General features: G+C 49.9%; 19 protein-coding genes. 2 read left to right on the forward strand and 17 right to left on the reverse strand.

The genetic code is table 11. From position 1 onward, the window contains the following. Positions 1-14 precede the first annotated feature (14 nt). The 14 genes from JW885_02900 to JW885_02965 form a co-directional block, all read right to left on the reverse strand. The gene (locus JW885_02900) at positions 15-314 is read right to left on the reverse strand and encodes a hypothetical protein (protein ID MBN1881097.1); all 300 of its coding nucleotides are present in this window, start codon (positions 312-314) and stop codon (positions 15-17) included. Continuing rightward, the gene (locus JW885_02905; GenBank protein ID MBN1881098.1) at positions 286-600 is read right to left on the reverse strand and encodes a hypothetical protein; all 315 of its coding nucleotides are present in this window, start codon (positions 598-600) and stop codon (positions 286-288) included. The genes JW885_02900 and JW885_02905 overlap by 29 nt, the downstream gene beginning before the upstream one ends. 174 nt (positions 601-774) lie before the next feature. Next, the gene (locus JW885_02910) at positions 775-1,698 is read right to left on the reverse strand and encodes a sulfotransferase (protein MBN1881099.1); all 924 of its coding nucleotides are present in this window, start codon (positions 1,696-1,698) and stop codon (positions 775-777) included. Then, on the reverse strand, positions 1,695-2,198 hold the full coding sequence (locus tag JW885_02915) for a hypothetical protein (GenBank protein MBN1881100.1): 504 nt from the start codon (positions 2,196-2,198) through the stop codon (positions 1,695-1,697). The genes JW885_02910 and JW885_02915 overlap by 4 nt, the downstream gene beginning before the upstream one ends. Further along, positions 2,137-2,658, reverse strand: a complete 522-nt coding sequence (locus JW885_02920) for a hypothetical protein (GenBank protein ID MBN1881101.1) — start codon at positions 2,656-2,658, stop codon at positions 2,137-2,139. The genes JW885_02915 and JW885_02920 overlap by 62 nt, the downstream gene beginning before the upstream one ends. Continuing rightward, a complete protein-coding gene (locus tag JW885_02925; GenBank protein ID MBN1881102.1) occupies positions 2,621-2,920 on the reverse strand; it encodes a sigma-70 family RNA polymerase sigma factor in 300 nt (99 codons plus the stop codon). Before JW885_02925 ends, JW885_02920 begins: the two co-directional genes overlap by 38 nt. Before the next feature lie 27 nt (positions 2,921-2,947). Beyond that, entirely contained in the window at positions 2,948-4,222 is a 1,275-nt protein-coding gene (locus JW885_02930; GenBank protein ID MBN1881103.1) for an AAA family ATPase, read from the reverse strand. Further along, positions 4,200-5,201 (reverse strand): hypothetical protein, encoded by a 1,002-nt coding sequence (locus JW885_02935; GenBank protein MBN1881104.1) that lies wholly within the window; start codon positions 5,199-5,201, stop codon positions 4,200-4,202. Before JW885_02935 ends, JW885_02930 begins: the two co-directional genes overlap by 23 nt. An 11-nt stretch (positions 5,202-5,212) precedes the next feature. Next, entirely contained in the window at positions 5,213-6,547 is a 1,335-nt protein-coding gene (locus JW885_02940; protein MBN1881105.1) for a replicative DNA helicase, read from the reverse strand. Next, a complete protein-coding gene (locus JW885_02945; GenBank protein ID MBN1881106.1) occupies positions 6,537-6,806 on the reverse strand; it encodes a hypothetical protein in 270 nt (89 codons plus the stop codon). The genes JW885_02940 and JW885_02945 overlap by 11 nt, the downstream gene beginning before the upstream one ends. A 43-nt stretch (positions 6,807-6,849) precedes the next feature. Further along, positions 6,850-7,296: a hypothetical protein gene (locus JW885_02950; GenBank protein MBN1881107.1), complete on the reverse strand. Its 447-nt coding sequence runs from the start codon at positions 7,294-7,296 to the stop codon at positions 6,850-6,852. A gap of 13 nt (positions 7,297-7,309) precedes the next feature. Continuing rightward, positions 7,310-7,882, reverse strand: a complete 573-nt coding sequence (locus JW885_02955; protein ID MBN1881108.1) for a hypothetical protein — start codon at positions 7,880-7,882, stop codon at positions 7,310-7,312. A gap of 388 nt (positions 7,883-8,270) precedes the next feature. After that, positions 8,271-9,041 (reverse strand): RNA ligase family protein, encoded by a 771-nt coding sequence (locus JW885_02960; protein MBN1881109.1) that lies wholly within the window; start codon positions 9,039-9,041, stop codon positions 8,271-8,273. Between the two features lie 110 nt (positions 9,042-9,151). Next, positions 9,152-9,442, reverse strand: a complete 291-nt coding sequence (locus JW885_02965) for a hypothetical protein (protein ID MBN1881110.1) — start codon at positions 9,440-9,442, stop codon at positions 9,152-9,154. A 411-nt stretch (positions 9,443-9,853) separates the two neighbouring features. On the opposite strand from JW885_02965, the gene JW885_02970 reads away from it, so the two are divergent. Then, positions 9,854-10,570 (forward strand): LexA family transcriptional regulator, encoded by a 717-nt coding sequence (locus tag JW885_02970; GenBank protein MBN1881111.1) that lies wholly within the window; start codon positions 9,854-9,856, stop codon positions 10,568-10,570. A 320-nt stretch (positions 10,571-10,890) separates the two neighbouring features. Continuing rightward, positions 10,891-11,511 (forward strand): TetR/AcrR family transcriptional regulator, encoded by a 621-nt coding sequence (locus JW885_02975; protein ID MBN1881112.1) that lies wholly within the window; start codon positions 10,891-10,893, stop codon positions 11,509-11,511. A 191-nt stretch (positions 11,512-11,702) separates the two neighbouring features. On the opposite strand, the gene JW885_02980 is transcribed toward JW885_02975, so the two are convergent. From JW885_02980 to JW885_02990, 3 genes are all read right to left on the reverse strand, one after another. Further along, a complete protein-coding gene (locus JW885_02980; GenBank protein ID MBN1881113.1) occupies positions 11,703-12,782 on the reverse strand; it encodes an alpha/beta hydrolase in 1,080 nt (359 codons plus the stop codon). Between the two features lie 105 nt (positions 12,783-12,887). Next, positions 12,888-13,967 carry an alpha/beta hydrolase gene (locus tag JW885_02985; GenBank protein ID MBN1881114.1) on the reverse strand — a complete coding sequence of 360 codons (1,080 nt, stop codon included), beginning with the start codon at positions 13,965-13,967 and terminating at the stop codon, positions 12,888-12,890. Between the two features lie 535 nt (positions 13,968-14,502). Beyond that, positions 14,503-15,954: an NAD-dependent succinate-semialdehyde dehydrogenase gene (locus JW885_02990; protein MBN1881115.1), complete on the reverse strand. Its 1,452-nt coding sequence runs from the start codon at positions 15,952-15,954 to the stop codon at positions 14,503-14,505. Positions 15,955-16,977 lie beyond the last annotated feature (1,023 nt).

A 16,977-nucleotide genomic window follows, 5' to 3' on the forward strand; every position in this document is an offset into this window, starting at 1 on the left:
GTTCTCGGGGGGTGTCAAGCTCTTCCCTCCAAATACTTCAACAACGCATCAATCAAAGCCTCGGCGTTGGTGGGGCCGATGCCGATAACAGTTTTAATGTGTTTCCCATATTCATTGTGGATATCAATAGAAACAAAACCTTTCGGCGATCTTCCTGACACATCAGGAATGAATTTTACATTATTTGTCTCATCCGTCAGCTTGTCGATGATTGCCCAGGATAGGGCTGGGGCAAACCGCCTGACTACACAACCACCCTTTTCCTCATAGGGCCAGCCGACAAAATTACACACCTTTTTCCATTGTTCTCTCATCGGGGGCCTCCTCTTTCAAAATGAACTCATGATCGCAATCATCGCAATGAATCCTCCGTTCGACCACTCTTGTATTATGCCATCCGCATAAAGGACAATACGGGTGTGCTTTTTTCTCATTTAATTGCATGCGTTTTATCAATTCATCGCTCATAAATGCGACTTGCTCTTTTTCTTTCTCCTGTACGTGTTTTTCAAGTATTGCTTTCAGTTCATTTGTCTTTTCTTCCAGCACCTTATTTGCTGCGGTGTTATCCACATCAACCTTGATATCTCTGTCACTCATCTCTCCCCTCCAATACCTTAATTAACGCCTTGACACATGCACCCTCGGGGGTGGAGGCGACAACAGAAAAGCTCCCACCAATTCTGCAAACATATACCCCGCATGACTCTTAGCCTTCAATCCCAAGTTCCCACGTCTCAAGCAAGTGCCTTTTTCTGCACTTCATCAGCCACCTCACCAGCCTCGGCCCTGCCACCGATACCACGCATCCGAAAGCAACGCCGCCGAAGGGTGAAAAAGCTCCAGTGCGTCCTCATAGTCACTCAGGCAATTCAGAATATCGTCAATATGACCCTTGCCGAAAGGATACTCTTCCTCCATCTCGCAGAACCACCTATACAAAACCCGGACGCATCTGCTCCATATCATGGGGGCGTCGTCTTTTTCATTGTGATGCTTGAGGCCCCTTTCAAGAAACCCACGACAGTATTCATCCACCGCTTCCCGACCATGCTCTATCCCCAAAAACCGTTCGACCTGGAACATCTGTTGCGTCGGATTCTCAATCAATTTGTGAAACAGCACCACGATATTCTTGTTCGAGTTGACCTCCCGGAGCGCCTGGTAGTGGTGAGACAGCCACAGCGCCATGGTCTGCCGCGGATCCGAACCGATGAAGTGAAACGCCGGCACCTTCTTGTGTCGCTCACGCTGGGACTCGGCCACCTCCACCGGATGGCGGACCATGTGCAGATAATACGTGTTCGTCCCGTCGAATCCATGCCGCTCAAACACCTTCACCCAGAAGGGCAGCGTCAGGCACATCCGGGGATCCTTCACTGCCCAGATCGGCTTCCCTTCGAAATTCTTTTTGAAAATCTCATCGGCGCGCCGGTAAAAATCGGAAAGACCGTCGCCCGCCTCATCGATCGCCCGCCGGCCGTCGAAAAACGGGTTGTCCCATCGGCTGTGCAGAAACTTCAAGAGGTTGTCGTTGAGGCCCCGCACCGCGCCGTTTTCGAAATACCCCTTCGGATTTTCCGGGTTCGCTTCCAGTTCATAATTTCCCAGGGATATCCCCATAGCCTCCAGACCGGCGGTAATCGCCGACGTCCCGGACCGGTGCATTCCCAGCACGATGACCGCCTTCTTTGTCACATCGCTTCTCCCACATTCTCAAAAAACAACCCTTCGGCCAAAAACCGCACCGCAAGAATCTTCACGCACCGATCATATATCCGGTGTATCCGTGCCTGTGAAAGCCCCGTCTCGTCCATGATGTCACCGATGCCGATGTCCTGATTATCGGGCGGGTGCATCAACAGAACGATCCGACTGCCGGGAAGGGAAAGACCGTCCACCTCTTTCAGTACCAGGCCGATGTACCGAAGCTTCGCCTCCTTCTCGATCTCCCACTCATAGCTTTGGATCTCCGTGCCCCCCAGCAACATGGCCACGTGCCGCTCGAACCGACGGTAATGCCGCATCACCCTGTTCACCACATACTGCGGCAGCGGCAGTTTCGTCCAGTTGATGCTCTCCCGCTCGCCGTTCTTCCATGCGGATACATACGGCCCGTGACAGATCACCTCACGATCATGCGCGCCCAGCAGACTTTTTGCCAGTTCCCTTTTTTGATGTGCGTGTATACGGCCCATAAATTGTAAAATGCTCCCCCAAATTCACTGCATCGCTTTCATCTTCACCTATTCTGTCTTTCCCCGTCCTCATGCGTGCCAGTAAAGTGGAACGCTTTTTTCTCTCATCCCTCTTGGTGTTCCCGCCGCCCAACATCTTCGCCTGCCAGGTCGCCGGTGGTATGACAAATATTGCCACTTTATCACTTCTCGCATTGACCAATACCTTGAATATCGCCGCAAACTCGGCCAACACCTTGAGGGTTTTGGCGTTCATGTGATAGTACTGATCCTCAATCACCAGTGCGTCGATAGGTGAAACCGAATCAAGCACCTCCAAACATTGTCGAACCGCCCCGCCAAAACTATCGAACGCCAGAACCCCACTCTTTATATACTTTCCTGATTTCCACAGCGCCCATCCGGTCTTTTTTGAAGATGGATCAATCGCCAGGATTTTTCCCTGTCTGATGTTCTTCAAACCGACATCTCACATGCTCTGCAATGACGGCCCATGAGCGGTTATGACGCTTCTGCACCGCATTCGGGGTGAGACCAAACACCCGTGCGATGTAGTTCATGCTGTATCCATACAGAAACAGCATGTGTATGCGCCTGTTCCGATCGTTCAACAGCGCCATGCCCTCCCGGTATATGGCCGCCTGTTCACGAACCAGCATCTCCCGCTCCGGATTCCCATCCGAACCGATTTCATTGATATCAATCGCCGTCGCCCCGTACATAACACACCTCCACTCCCGTTTCGGTTGTTAATCCTCCCACATGTTTTTCTGCCCCTCGTCATCCACGCCCTGCTGCTCATCCTGCTGTTGTATTTGTTCTTGTGCAGGTTGGGCTTCTCCCTGCTGCTCCCCCTGGTTTTCCTTTATATCGTCAAAAGGAAGATCATCGTCCTTCCTCTGTTGCGCCAGTTGCTCCCGGTGCCTCTGCACGATGCCCTTGACATCCACACCATCCGGATTCCGGATAAAAGCATTCATCAGATCATCCATAGCGTCCTTCATCAATTCCACACCTTTTTTGAGGTCCTGGCTGTTTACCTCCTCCTTGATTCTTACCCAGTTATCGGTTCCGAAACATTCATGGGATACCTGATGTTTAAATGCCATTTCTTCTTTCCCTTTACCGATACCCCTCCGGATAAATTCCCCCTTGATATCTTCTAACAATGCTTCACGCTCTATTTGGCGTTTCCTCCAGTTTCCCTCGCCATCAGTCCTGAAAAGCACCTGTGAGTCTCGGGTGATATCAACCGATCTATACTTTCCGGCCATTTTCAAATGATCCCAATGTGGTCCAAAATCCTTAAATGTCGGAAAGATAAATTCAAAACCGTTGATCTTATGCGCTCTGTCCTTGAGCACAGTACAGACGTTTTCAATTACCCCAGTTCCCGGTTTCCCATTTTTCTCTCTGCGTATTGATCTCATTTCCAGCACTAATGACGGTTCAAAACCAAACTCTGTTTCTGCCTTCATCTTTGTGCCGGTCTTGATTAGCTCCTTTTTCCCGTCCTCATCCTCCTCATACTCATACTCATACCCTGCACGACCGCACACGATCACGTGCATGGGAAACGCTGTAAAAATGTCCGCATATTCCCACCAGACCGGTTTTATCTCTCCCCAGTCTTGAAATTGTAATTTTTTCCGGCCTTTACCCTTCTTGTAACTTTCCACCAGGTCACGCCACACATGTGTTAGTGAATCAATGATCATTACCTCGGCGCCGGATTTTTTTGCCATATCAAACGCCCTTTTCAAATCCACAAACGCTCTTGATCGAGCTACGATCAATTCATAACCTGCGTGTTCAAACATCGGCGCTACAAAATCCGAACCGTTTTCTGTGTCGAAAAAGGCTGCTTTAGCCTTTTCCCCGGTCAACTTGAAATGAATGTCCAACAGTCCAATCGCAAATAATGTAGCTGTGTATGTTTTACCGGAACCCTGAAATCCCAGTATTCCCACTTTCGCGTATTTCTGTTCGTTCTTTGCCGGGCTAAATAGCTCTCCCATCATCATCACCAATAACCTTATATTTTTTCATCTCGCCGATGTCCCCACCGGAAAAGCATAATTCTTGATATTCACACCGGTAATATCTGCAATTCTCCGGGTTGCGATAGAAAAGCTCAACATCACCCTCTTTTGAGCACGTCCAGACATCCAGGGCGATGGCATAGAGCTCCTTGATCGCCTCCTCGAACGCCCCATCCCGCTTGTTGAAAAACACCCGTTCCGTAAACTGCTCGCCCTTTTTCGGCTTCTGCTTCCTGATCATCCGCACGTGCACCCGACGAATTGAATTTGTATGTTTGGATCCACACTGATACAATCCCAGCCCGTTGTGTTCCTGTAAGGCATACATCAGATATGGAATCGCCAGATTCAGTTTTAACCACTTCTCGTAATGATCACCAAACCGGGACCTGATATCCCAGATCATCAGGCCGCGCTCGCCGTCTGCCTCGAAAAGCATGTCCGGTTTCACCTTCAACCACCACCCCCGGGATTTCCTCCCGGATTCGATGTTTCTGATCGGAACAAGCACCTCACCGCTCGATTCCAGGGGTGTCATCCAGTCCCTTGTCGGTGTTTCCAAAAGTACCCTTGTTCGCTCGTAATCCGGCGGCTCCGATTGTAGTAATCTGTCTCGATCGGGCAGATAGTGATCTGCATATGCCTTTATTATCTGTCGAGCAATCGGCTCATTTTCAACCGCCCATTTTATGTACCGATCGTCTCTGCCCAGGGGGGTCTGCTTTGAAAGTTTTTGATTGTCGAAATATTGCTTGTCAAAATAATGAATGATATCCTCGAAAATGAAGGACAACCCCTGTCCCATGTGCCATCGATACAGAGACTTCTTCACGGCCTCTTCCAACAATCTGGAATATTTCGGATTCCCGTTCGTCAGGCGGCAAAAATGACGATAGTAATACAACCTGCGGCAATTCAGCCAGTCCCGGATTTCGTCTATGGTCAAAACGAGAGTTTCCATTTTTCCTGTTATTAATCCTCCCAGTCTCTTTCAATCATCTGATAAATCGGTTTCTTGAAATCTATGGAAAGCGTTCCCTTTTTCCCGTCTTTATTCTTTGCGATGATATATTTCAGCATTCCTTCACCAAGAACCCCCGGGGTTTTACTTTTTGGATCCCAGTGAAGCAGCGCCACCGTGTGGGCGTCCTGTTCGATCACACCTGAACCGCGAAGATCAGTTAGGTTCGGCATTTCATCTTTTCTCGCCGCCGGATTGCGATTGAGCTGGGAAAGCACCATCACACCCATGTCCAGTTCTTTTCCCAATGCCTTTAACCTGCTTGAAATCTCCCCCAGCTCATTGTTTTCTGTATCGCGTCCGGGCCTCCTGATCATCTGGAGGTAATCGACGATTAAAATCCCGACCCCATGTTCATGCTTGTGCTTCTGGGTGATATTTACGACATCCTGAATATTGAGATTTGTGTCGTCATTGATGTAAATTGGATATTCGTAATACTCGTCGATAGCGGAAATAATTTTTGACCATTCTTCGTTTCTCACATACCCGTCACGCACGCGATAGTTGTCTACTTTTGACCCGAATACAATCAACCGCCGGGCGAACTCTTCCGCCTGTTGATCCAGGCTGAAAAACAGAACCGGCGCCTGTTGTGCAAAACATCCGATCACGTTTGCCAGAAACGCAGTCTTTCCGGACCCGGGCCGCCCGGCCACCACGTGCATGGTCTTTTTCTGAATCCCGCCATACACGGAGTCTATGTTTTCAAAACCTGTCAGATACCCGGGCACCTGTTTATCTTCTCCGCTCCTGAGCCTTTCATATTGTGCACCGATCCGCGCATATTCCCGTTTCAGTGGATTTCTGATATGTTCGGTCCGGTCCTTGTATATCCCGAGCCCGATAATCTGTGATGCCAGACTGTTGATGATCTCCTCCGGATCTCGACTGTCAGTAAAGGCGTCTGCTATCGTCTCATTGCATACAAGTATGATCCTTCGCAGTATGCTTTTTTCCCGGACTATGCGCGCGTAGTATTCAATGTTCGCCGCTGTCGGTGTATTGTCAACAAGGCTGGATATATACGCGGCGCCACCGGCGGCGTCCAGGTTGTTGTTTTTCCTCAATTCATCGGTCACCGTTACCAGGTCTACCGGCTCGGTCTGGTTATACAGGTTCACCATGGAAGAAAAAATTTTCCCGTGTGCGACGCGGTAGAAATCACCCGATCCGATCATATCCAGCACTTTCGGAAATTGATCATTGTCGATCAATATCCCGCCCAGGACGGCCATCTCCGATTCGATGCTCTGCGGCGGAACTCGTAATCTCTCATTCGCCATACAGCCCCGCTTCCGTGCAGTCGATCTCCTTATACTCCGGCGTCTCGACAAAACCGTCTCTCAACATTGCGATCACAAAACCCCTTCTTTTCTTATATCGTCTCAATATGTGCCTGTTCTGCGGCAACGCATACCTGTCGAAAAACTCATATACCCGCTTCCGGCCGTGCTCGCCCACCAACTTCCCGATGAAGGGATAGGGGTTTTTGGGATATTGAGCCCCAAGAACCGCCTTGATCAACGGAACCAGGAGATCCACATACTCCCCCCATTTCATTTCATGAAGTTCTTTGCCAGTTAATTTATTTTGTTCCATCTTCATAGCAGAGCATCTTACTGATCAAGTGTTTTGATACTGGATGGATAATCCATTTACCCACACAAGACAAAAAATAAGCTCTCGTCTTTTCGGCGTCCCCCATATCCATGCCGAGCAAGTCACAAACCATTTCGACCAAATGTGGGTCATCAATTTTTAAGGGTTTGGGTGCTTTACTGGAACCCAACAATACCCAGTGCTGCCAGTGGTGCGGGTTCCGATGATAGTGCTTGAGGACTGCTTTCTCAAATTCATCCTGGTTCTGTTTTCCACCGAAGAAATATCTTGCATATGGAAAAAACTCACTCGGCAGAAACTTGCTCATGTCATGAACGATTCCCCTCCAATACCACCCCCTTTTGAAACACTCCCGGGCAACGTAGTATTTGTGCTTTATTACATAGACGAAATACTGAAAATACTTCTTCATGTCTTTTTCCTATTTATGCCTTTGCCTTAACCTCTATCTCTTCAATCAGCCGTTTCCTGGCGGCTTCATATTCCGCCTCTATCTCAACGATGCGCTTGTTAAACTTTTCCACGAACGGTTTGCATTGCTCGCAAATCAACCAACTCCAACCCGGTTTATCATATTTTTCAAATTCACCCAGTTCGAACTTATTCACTATCTTTAGACTCTCCCCTGCGCCTTCCCATTCATATCTCGCATCGCACTCACTACAAATAACACGCCGGCAAATAACACACCAACAATTTGGATAAAAGCCGTCAGGCCAATTCGGATAATCACCCCATTCCCTTCCGCATCGCTCGCATTTCCTCCATATTACTCGTTGCTGTTGCGTTGATTCTCCCTTTTGATATAAACCGCGATCGGTATAACGATGTTCGTACCACCACTCATCTTTACATTTGCGGCAAAACCACGAATAAGTTTTGTTGTCGTCGATCATATTCACATCGGCCCCGTCTTTGTATGTATCTGCTAAGGTCTGGCCGCATCTGGGACATTCCTGCGGTGTGGATATGCGCTCGGGTAGTTTGTGTTTACTCATTTTTTTCTTTCTATCCGGCCCCGTAGGGGCCGCTTCTTGAGTACTTCACTCTTTTTATGATCTTTCTATGAGGGGGGAAGCTATACTCTTTCCCATAATGAATATGTAGTAGTAAGACTTATATGTAGTTTTCAACTCCTCAAGTATCCGCTTCTTCGAAGCGGGTTGTTTTGTCTTTGTGGTTTTCGGTCTCATCGATGCCCCCGACTTCGAGTTCCAGTCCGAGCCCCCCCTCCCCCAAAATTCGCGCCTTCCGGCGCTGGACGCACCTCACCCGCTGACTCCGACCGTGCTTTTTGCACGTAGCCCTTTCGTGGTCATGACTCACTACCCTGATCAGGTGATTTTCTCTTCGCCGCTTTTATGAAAGGTCCGGCACGACCTTTATCTATGCTATGCAGTTCTCTTTTGCTATTGATAAATAATATTTTCTGTATGTTTTTAGCGCCTCGGAATTTGACACCCACGAATTTATGATAGGTGGATCCGCTTCAAGGTACTTCCCATCCTCCTTGTCCTGTCTCACATATTTCATGATAAAATTGAATCGATCATGTGTCTCAACCCGCCATACGCCGCCCTCATACCCATCAAGAGCCATATGAAATCCCGGGGGAGGTATCAGTGTTTTGAATTGTTCAACCGAACATGCGTTCGATCCGCGATACACAACGCGCGGCCATGGAAAACAGGCACCGGAATCAATGTCGCGCTCAGCCATTTCGTCAAACGTCACGCGATTTCCATTAGGACCGAAAAGGTCAAAAATGAAAAAAGGCTCAACGTCGAGACGATATAATGTCCCGTGAGCCTGAACACACCATTCACCGACGACCCGCTCCCCGTTTTTCAATAATGACTTAAATCTTTCGCTGTTCTCATATACCCACTCGGAAAACACGTAGTGCATTTCATAGGGAGAAGTTCGGGCCAGGTATCCCGCCCGTGTGAGAGGAAATAAAACATCGTCTATCATCGCCACGCCTACGTTGCTGCCGTCCATCTTCTCGGTTACGATCAGGTGATCTCCCCGTCTCAACTTTTGTGTGGCGATTTCCTCCTGCCCCGGTTCTGCTTTTTGGTCGCTCGGGCCCAGTCTCGATCCGCTCATGTGGGGAATCGATCCGTAATTCCTTTTCCCGAGTGGTTTTATTGACATGTCCTTCACCTGGTAAGGTGGAGAGGGGCGGCCATGGAAGAAAGGAGGTGTTAAACAACCATGGCCACGGTGGTCCCTGTAAATCTTCACCTACCCCTCATATTTTCCTTTCATTCCATCATTGCGTCCGGAAGCTGCTCAAACCACACATGGTAATCCTCCAGCCGCACCCGTATCGTCCCGTTTGTCCCGGAGGGTTTCTTCGCCGGCAACGCAGGTATCCCCAGCTCAAGCTGGTGTCTGTCTTTTCGGTAGATGTAGTCTTTCAGTCGTTTGACTGAAAATGAGGTGAGTTGTGAGAGCTCTTCGACGGTTACGTCAATTCTTTCCGTCAACCTGGGACGCCTGATTTCACGAATCAATGTATTCATGAAATCGGTATCTGTTATGATGGATGACATGATGTTATCCGCCTAATCAGATATTTTTGTGAAAAAATAACTGGGTTTTACTCCGAAGTAGTTACTGTATGCAAGAAGGTATTTTACTTGAGGGCTTGAGCTATTGTTTACATGATTGCAAAACGCTTGTGTCGAGACCTTGAAACCTGATTCCGTCAGCTCCTTCGCTATTTGCTCCATACTTTTCCCTGATCTCTTATAAAGCTGTTTCAAGGCATCTTTTTTGTAAGCATTTTTAATCATCAAAAATACTCCATTTATGTGGATGTATTTTCTTCATATGCCATATCAAATATCATGTCAAGGAAAAAATGGTTTTTAGAAAATTTTTTATCCATTTTGACAATTATGCTTGACATATCCATATTTATTGATGTATCATTTTTGTAATACTTGATTGAGGAGGTAAACATGAACATCAAAACCCTTTCGGACATTCTGCTGGACTATAAGCAAAAAACTCAAATGACATATGAACAGCTCGGGAAAAAAGCACAAACATCGCCACAGACAATCTATGATATCATCGAAAACAATAACATCCCTCAACTGACAACCATCCAGAGAATCATTAAAAAACTGGATCTTGATCCGAAGGAAATATACGGCGCGATGTATAAATCTTCGCTTCTCATTGAAACCTTTAAGGAGATAGCAAAAGACGAAGAGCTCCCCAAGACAGTGAAAAGGGATGTCGGTAAAATGATCCAGAAGATCCGGGGTGTAAAATGGATCGATCACCTGGGCCGTATTTCCGGAAATCTCAATGGGCTCACCCTGGAAAACGGTGTCTTTGACCACAATACGGATGCCCGCACCACACAATACCCGTTTCAAACTGATCACCAGGAAGTAATAGCCGCCACCATGGATGACGACTCCATGGCGCCGATCGTGAAACGCAACGATACCGTGTTCATTACACCGTTCGACGGCACCCTGGAAGCCAACTCTGTCTATCTCATACACCACGATGACACATTCCTCATCCGTTCATTTACGAACCGATCAGATGATCTTCTTATCTTCGCACCCGCCGATATCGCCAACTTCCCCATCATCACGTCCCCCGAATCAGACATCGAAATCCTCGGCCGCCTGGTATTTTCCACTCGAAGTCACGAATAGCGATTATATTTCTGCTGTAAAATGTTTCCAAAATTCTTCCAAAATGAACCTACATTATCGTACTCAATTGTACTCGATACAGACACCCAAAAATCAGGCATTTTTTCAATCATATCGGACATTTACATGTAATTTCAGGCACTTACGAAATACCGTGTTTTATTCATTTGACTAATCGGCCTGTGTCGATTACTATAGACGAAAGCGATATCGTGCATGCCGATGTGCTTCGGCGGCACTGATACGTGAACGCCCGTCTACCGGCGCAGATCCTTCCAACTTGTTACAGCTTCACCACAGCAGAGGGGATATCGCATTATATGCAGGAGCTGACATTCAAAGACCTCAAGGACCGAGAGCACGAGGCCCGAAGGGAATTGATCGTTCGGGCCGCCCAGCGCCTGTTTTCCCGTCAGAGCTTCAAGGCCATCACCGTTCGGGACATCGCCGCCGAGGCGGGGGTGAGTCCTGCGACCATCTACCGCTACTACGAAAATCTGGATGACCTGTTTTTGGAGATCTTCTACCTGGGAATAAAGGAGGTAAAGGAACTGCTCCACGAAGAGTGCCTCGGTGATGAAACATGCACCATCAGAAAGCTCAGCGAGGTGTATGTTCGCTTTCTCAACGACAACATCTCCTTTTTCCAGATGATGAGTCATTTCATGCCCCGGGACATGCTGAGCGAGGAGAATATAAACCGCATCAATCCAATGCTCGGGGAGGTTATTGAGGTATTCGCTCAAGTCATCGTGAAGTCCGGGTATAAGGGAGATACGGAGATGATGTCCCGGGCGCTTTTCTCGGCCCTCAACGGCATCATGACCAGCTACGCCCAGTACCCCGGCAGGAGCATGGAGGAGGTCAAGAGCTACACCTTGATTTTGGCCGGATTCATCGCGGACTTCTTTGTGATGGGGGCGCGGCGGGAGTACTACTGATTCCATCGGGATATCCCGATGGAATTTTTAACACACCGCACCTCCCATCGCCCCTCTCTTTCGCCCCCCGGCCAGGGTACATTGATCTTTCCGCCTCACCTCAGACGACTTCCAGCATCCAGCGCCCCACATCATCCCCCTTCCACCACCCCGCAGTGCGGATGCATCATTCCCCTCGGTGACACCGTTGCCTACGGAAACCTCGGATAGGTCTCCCGCAGGACCTTTTCCACCATCAGGCGTACGAATCGATCGGGTTCCTCAAGATTCGGACTATGGGCCGACTCTTCGAACCAGACAAGTTCTTTTTTCGGAGCCTTAAGAACTTCGTAGTATTCTTCCACCAGTTCGAACGACGAGTTGTAGTCGTGCCTTCCGGTAAAAAAGTAAACAGGGACCTGCACTTCCGGTATCTCGGTAAAGAAGTCGAGTCCAAACAGCTGATGCTGCATCAACGGGATTGAGAACTTCGATCCCTTGAGCACATTCAGAGAGTCGAATATTGTGTATTCGGGCGAAAGGATATAAACGGAGTAATACTGCAAATCGCTGGTTTTGCCGTACGAAACGCCGCCCAACTTCCCCAGCCACATGCGCTGCGTTCTAAATGCGTCAGTGCTAAACGGATCGTCCCCGTACATTCCATCAACGGGCGGACCGATATCCTCCAGCTCCCTGATCGCCTTTTCGTTGCCGGTTTCCACCGCTTTGTTATAGGCATATTCGTACGAGATGAGCTCGTTCTCGGTCTTGTTCACCACCTGCCCGATGCCCACATAGGCGTAAAAATCCTCCGGGTATCGATCGATCAACCGCATGCCGATGACCGTCCCCCAGGAGTGCCCCACCACGTATATCTTTTCCGCCCCGAATCGCTCCTTCAGGTATTGGACCAGCTCGTGACCGTCAGAAATGAACTGCTCAATGGTCATCGTCTCCGGGGGCACGTCCTTCGAGAAGGACAGGCCGGCCCCCCGCTGATCCCAGGTCACCACCACGAAATCTTCCTGCAGGTCTTTCATTACCGAGTGAACCAGCGGCGTCTCCGCAGTCCCCGGTCCCCCGTGGATGAAGAGCAGCACAGGATTCGTCCGGTCGACCCCCCTGATCACCAGCCACTGATCGAATCCTCCCAGGGTCACCGGGAACATCTCCGCGACGCTTCCGTACACCGCCTCACCATCCGCATCGACGATCGCCGGGGTGTAGCTGCACGAGACCATGCCGATAAAAAGAACGAACATCACTGATAACATAACTATCCGTTTCATCTATCACTCCTGAGCGTGAGAAATATATATACACTAACAGCAGCTCAAATAATATTACAGTAGAAACGCAAACACTGAATATGTATATGAACCGATTTCTCACAATTACGGGAATTTCGGATATGTTTCCCTCAAAACCTTATCCACCATCAGGCGGGTGAAGCGCTCCGGCTCCTCGCTGCTTATCATGTGGGCCGACTCCTCGAACCAGACCAGTTCTTTTTTCTGGGCGTCAAGAACGTCGAAATACTTTTCCACCAGTTCGAACGGCGTGTTGTAGTCGTACCTCCCGACAAAAAAGTAGACCGGCACCTGGACCTGCGTGATTTCCGTGAAGAAATCAACCTGGAGAACCTGGTTCCACATTAAATCGAGCGAGTAGTTCACCCCCCTGAGCACATTGACGGCGTCGAAGATGCTGTATTCCGGCGAAAGAACATACGCAAAATAGTATTTTAGATGGCTCGATTCCTCGTGCATGACGCCGTTGTATTTCAACAGCCACTTACGCTGGGTCATCAATCCGTCCAGGTCGGAGGGATCGTCTCCATAGACCCCGTTCACCGGCGGTCCGATCTCCTCCAGCTCCCCGATCGCCTTCCTGTTGCCCTCTTCCACCGCCCTGGTGTACGCATACTCGAACGAGAGGCGCTCGTTCTCATAGGTATTCACCACCTGCCCGATGCCCACGTAGGCGTAAAAATCCTCCGGGTATCGATCGATCAGGTACATGCCGAGGACGCTCCCCCAGGAGTGCCCCACGATGTAGATCTTCTCGGCCCCGAAACGATCCTTGAGATATCCGACCAGCTCGTGGGCGTCCGTAATGAACTGTTCCACGTTCATCGTTTCCGTCGGCACGTCTTTGGAAAACGAGAGGCCCGTGCCCCGCTGATCCCAGGTCACTACCACAAAATCATCCTGAAGATCTTTGCACACCGACATAAACAGTGGTGTCTCCGGGACCCCTGGTCCCCCGTGGATGAAGAGCAGGATGGGATTTCTCCGGTCGACGCCCCTGATCACCAGCCACTGCTCGAAGCCGCCCAGGGTCACCGGCGCCATCTCCGCGATGCTCCCGTACACCGCCTCACCATCCGCATCGACGATCGACGGGGTGTAGCTGCACGATATCATGCCGAAAAACAGAACAACCAACGCCGTCAAAACAACAATCCGTTTCATGTATCGCTCCTGCATGAGAAGCCGTTTTCAACCAATGCTTCCACGATACTACAGAAGGCGTAATGAGGTGTCAATGCTTTTGAAGGAACCGGTCCCCCGGACGGGGTCGATGGGAGTATGCGAAAATTTCGTACAACAAAGCCGCCCCCGGGCACAAACGGGGAGACAGCCTGCGGCCGCCCCCTCGTGGATACGGGTATGAATAAAGCAAGGCCATGTGTATGACCTGGGCCGCAGTATACAGACGGAACCACAGTATATGAGTAAACGGCGTATATACCTCAATCCCGTCCCCGTCGCGGGTCTCGAAACACGGGTAGGTGGCCGAGGGGAACCGTTGCACCGGGCAAGATGAAGCGGGAGGAGCTCCCGAAGCCTGTCCCCAAAAAGAAGGAAGCCGCTTTCTCCGGCGGCTTCGAGCGGACAAACGGTATGAAGGATGTGTGATCTTTACGTTGACATCGAAAAAAGTAATTCCGGGCTTTCTTTTCGGTTCATCATCACCCAGCGCCGGCGTCGATTGAACGCACGTCAATCAATACGCACGCATCTTGCAATTGACGAACTTGGCGGTGAGATATTCTTTTATGCCGTCGGAGCCGCCCTCACGTCCGAAGCCGGAATACTTGACGCCGCCATAGGGCATTTCGGCCGTGCTCACCACCCAGTTGTTCACCGACACGATACCGGCATCGAGTGCGGCCACGGTGCGGTGAACGAGCTCAAGAGAATGGGTAAACACATAGCTCGCCAGGCCGTATTCCGTCGAATTCGCCCTCTCGATTACCTCATCGAAGCCGTCGAAGCTCGTGATCAATGCAAGGGGGCCGAACGGCTCTTCTTTCATGATGGTCATGTCGTCGGTGACGTCCACGAAGACCGTCGGCTCGTAGAAGAATCCCTTCTTGAAATTCTCCGGCCGCTTCCCGCCGAGAAGGATCTTCCCCCCCTCGCTCATGGTCGTCTCGACCAATGTTTCTACGGCGCTCCGCCTTCTTTCGTTTATCAGGGGGCCGACATCCGTGTCCGGCTCCAGGCCGTTTCCGAGCTTCAATCCGGCGGCGGTCTTCACAAACGCCTCGGTGAATTTTTCCACAATCGACCGATGAACGAAAAAACGGGTGGGCGATGCACATACCTGCCCGTTGTTTCTGAACTTGGCAGCGACGGCGCTCTGTGCGAGCTTTTCGGGGTCGATATCATCGAAAATGATGACGGGGGCATGGCCGCCCAGCTCCATCGTCATTTTCTTCACGGTATCCGCCGATTTGGCGATGAGACTCTTGCCGACCGGGACGGAGCCGGTAAAACTCGCCTTTCTCACCACGGGGCTTTGCAGTATGTGGTCCGAGATGACCCCCGAAGGCCCCGTAAGGAGATTTATCGTTCCCGGCGGGAGGCCGGCATCGACAAAGCACTTGATCAGCTCCGCGGCACAGATGGATCCCGCCTCGGACGGCCGGCACACCACCGAGCACCCCGCCGCGAGGGCGGGCGCGATCTTCCGGATCGGCAGCACCGCGGGAAAATTCCATGCCGTGAAGCAGGCGGTGACGCCGATGGGCTCATAGATCGCTTGAAAAACGGTCTGTGTATCGCGGCCTTGGAGCATTTTACTGTAGATCCTCCGCGCCTCGTCCGAATACCACTCCACGTAGTCGATCGACGCGTTCACCTCCGCCACGGCCTGGCCGATCGGCTTGCCGCATTCGATGGTCATCCACTCGGCGATCCCGTCCCTCCGCTCCGTCATCAACGCGGCCGCTTTTCGCAATACCTTCGAACGCTCCCACGGCACGATCTCCCGCCAGGAATGGAAGCCCCTCTGGGCGGCATCGATCGCCGACTGTGTATCCTCTGCGTTGGCCCGGCAGGCCGTCGCGACCACCTCTTCCGTCGCGGGATTTATAATGGAGAATTCCTCCCCAGACGTGGAGGATGTCCACTTGCCGTCGATTATGAGCTTGACATGGATCGGCTTTTTCAACTTCACACTCCTTCAATTGCATGCAATTTATAATAGACATCAGGATGGTATCGAAAGGCTTTCTCAAGATAAGCCAAAGACCGACAGATACCCTTGCCCTCTTGATCACGGTCCGCCCTGCCCGCAGGAATAGGAGATACCATGCACACCGATCCGGACGAAAACGACACACCTCGGTTTATATCACCACAGGTCGAGGTAAAATAAAAAAATACCCGGCAGCACCCGATCTCTCCCACACCGACCAAAGGTCTCCTCGCCGCCATCTGTTGCACGATCCGAACACATGCAACATGTTCCGCACACGACACCGGGAAAAAGGTATGTCTCGGTACCGATTCCCCCCGGGTGTTTCTCATGCCGGAAAGCGAAAACATTAAATAAATCCTGCGATTCATATTTTATTACTATCTTTTTAAAAATATTTCTCGGTATCGTCCTGATACATTTTTATTCCAGAATATTTATGAAATTATGAGAATTCCATAATTGACTATTTAAAATATATGAATGAATTCTGTAAGTCAACATGTTTCAAAGAGAGTTTTGAAGATTCAGGAAGACGTGTGTCATTGAACTGAAACAGTTACGACCTCCCGGTCGCTTCTTCGGATTTGACGTTGTATCAATACACATGTCGATGGAAAAAACGACGGCTAAAGCGGCGACTTTGTTGACCCCGACGGCATTGAAATGACAGACTGTTCACAAGGCGCTTGATTCTTATGCTTCAACAGGAAAGAAAACTCACTGTATCGTACGAGGGATTTCCCCGCTCTTTCTTCTCTCTGTAGACGGAAAAGGTTGTTTATCATATTTGTAGTTTGAAACAGTTCACATGCGATTGGCAAATATCCTTGACGTGTTTCGGCCTTTTCAAGAAGCCGATCAAAACGGTGTGAATTCCATCTCGTCTTTGTTTAAGATATTAATAACCTGCCCTAGTCACTAAAAGTGTTGACAGGTGACGAGTAAATAGAAGACGAGTCACGGTCTTCCTGTTAAGATGGATTAGCCAAAAAC

The organism is Candidatus Zymogenaceae bacterium (genome assembly GCA_016931225.1).
Taxonomy (GTDB): domain Bacteria; phylum Desulfobacterota; class Zymogenia; order Zymogenales; family Zymogenaceae; genus JAFGFE01.

Coding starts and splice junctions, on each gene's coding strand:
- JW885_02900 (MBN1881097.1), bottom strand. CDS start 314: ATGAGAGAACAATGGAAAAAGGTGTGTAATTTTGTCGGCTGGCCCTAT.
- JW885_02905 (MBN1881098.1), bottom strand. CDS start 600: ATGAGTGACAGAGATATCAAGGTTGATGTGGATAACACCGCAGCAAAT.
- JW885_02915 (MBN1881100.1), bottom strand. CDS start 2,198: ATGGGCCGTATACACGCACATCAAAAAAGGGAACTGGCAAAAAGTCTG.
- JW885_02925 (MBN1881102.1), bottom strand. CDS start 2,920: ATGTACGGGGCGACGGCGATTGATATCAATGAAATCGGTTCGGATGGG.
- JW885_02930 (MBN1881103.1), bottom strand. CDS start 4,222: ATGATGATGGGAGAGCTATTTAGCCCGGCAAAGAACGAACAGAAATAC.
- JW885_02935 (MBN1881104.1), bottom strand. CDS start 5,201: ATGGAAACTCTCGTTTTGACCATAGACGAAATCCGGGACTGGCTGAAT.
- JW885_02940 (MBN1881105.1), bottom strand. CDS start 6,547: ATGGCGAATGAGAGATTACGAGTTCCGCCGCAGAGCATCGAATCGGAG.
- JW885_02950 (MBN1881107.1), bottom strand. CDS start 7,296: ATGAAGAAGTATTTTCAGTATTTCGTCTATGTAATAAAGCACAAATAC.
- JW885_02955 (MBN1881108.1), bottom strand. CDS start 7,882: ATGAGTAAACACAAACTACCCGAGCGCATATCCACACCGCAGGAATGT.
- JW885_02960 (MBN1881109.1), bottom strand. CDS start 9,041: ATGTCAATAAAACCACTCGGGAAAAGGAATTACGGATCGATTCCCCAC.
- JW885_02965 (MBN1881110.1), bottom strand. CDS start 9,442: ATGTCATCCATCATAACAGATACCGATTTCATGAATACATTGATTCGT.
- JW885_02970 (MBN1881111.1), top strand. CDS start 9,854: ATGAACATCAAAACCCTTTCGGACATTCTGCTGGACTATAAGCAAAAA.
- JW885_02975 (MBN1881112.1), top strand. CDS start 10,891: ATGCAGGAGCTGACATTCAAAGACCTCAAGGACCGAGAGCACGAGGCC.
- JW885_02980 (MBN1881113.1), bottom strand. CDS start 12,782: ATGAAACGGATAGTTATGTTATCAGTGATGTTCGTTCTTTTTATCGGC.
- JW885_02985 (MBN1881114.1), bottom strand. CDS start 13,967: ATGAAACGGATTGTTGTTTTGACGGCGTTGGTTGTTCTGTTTTTCGGC.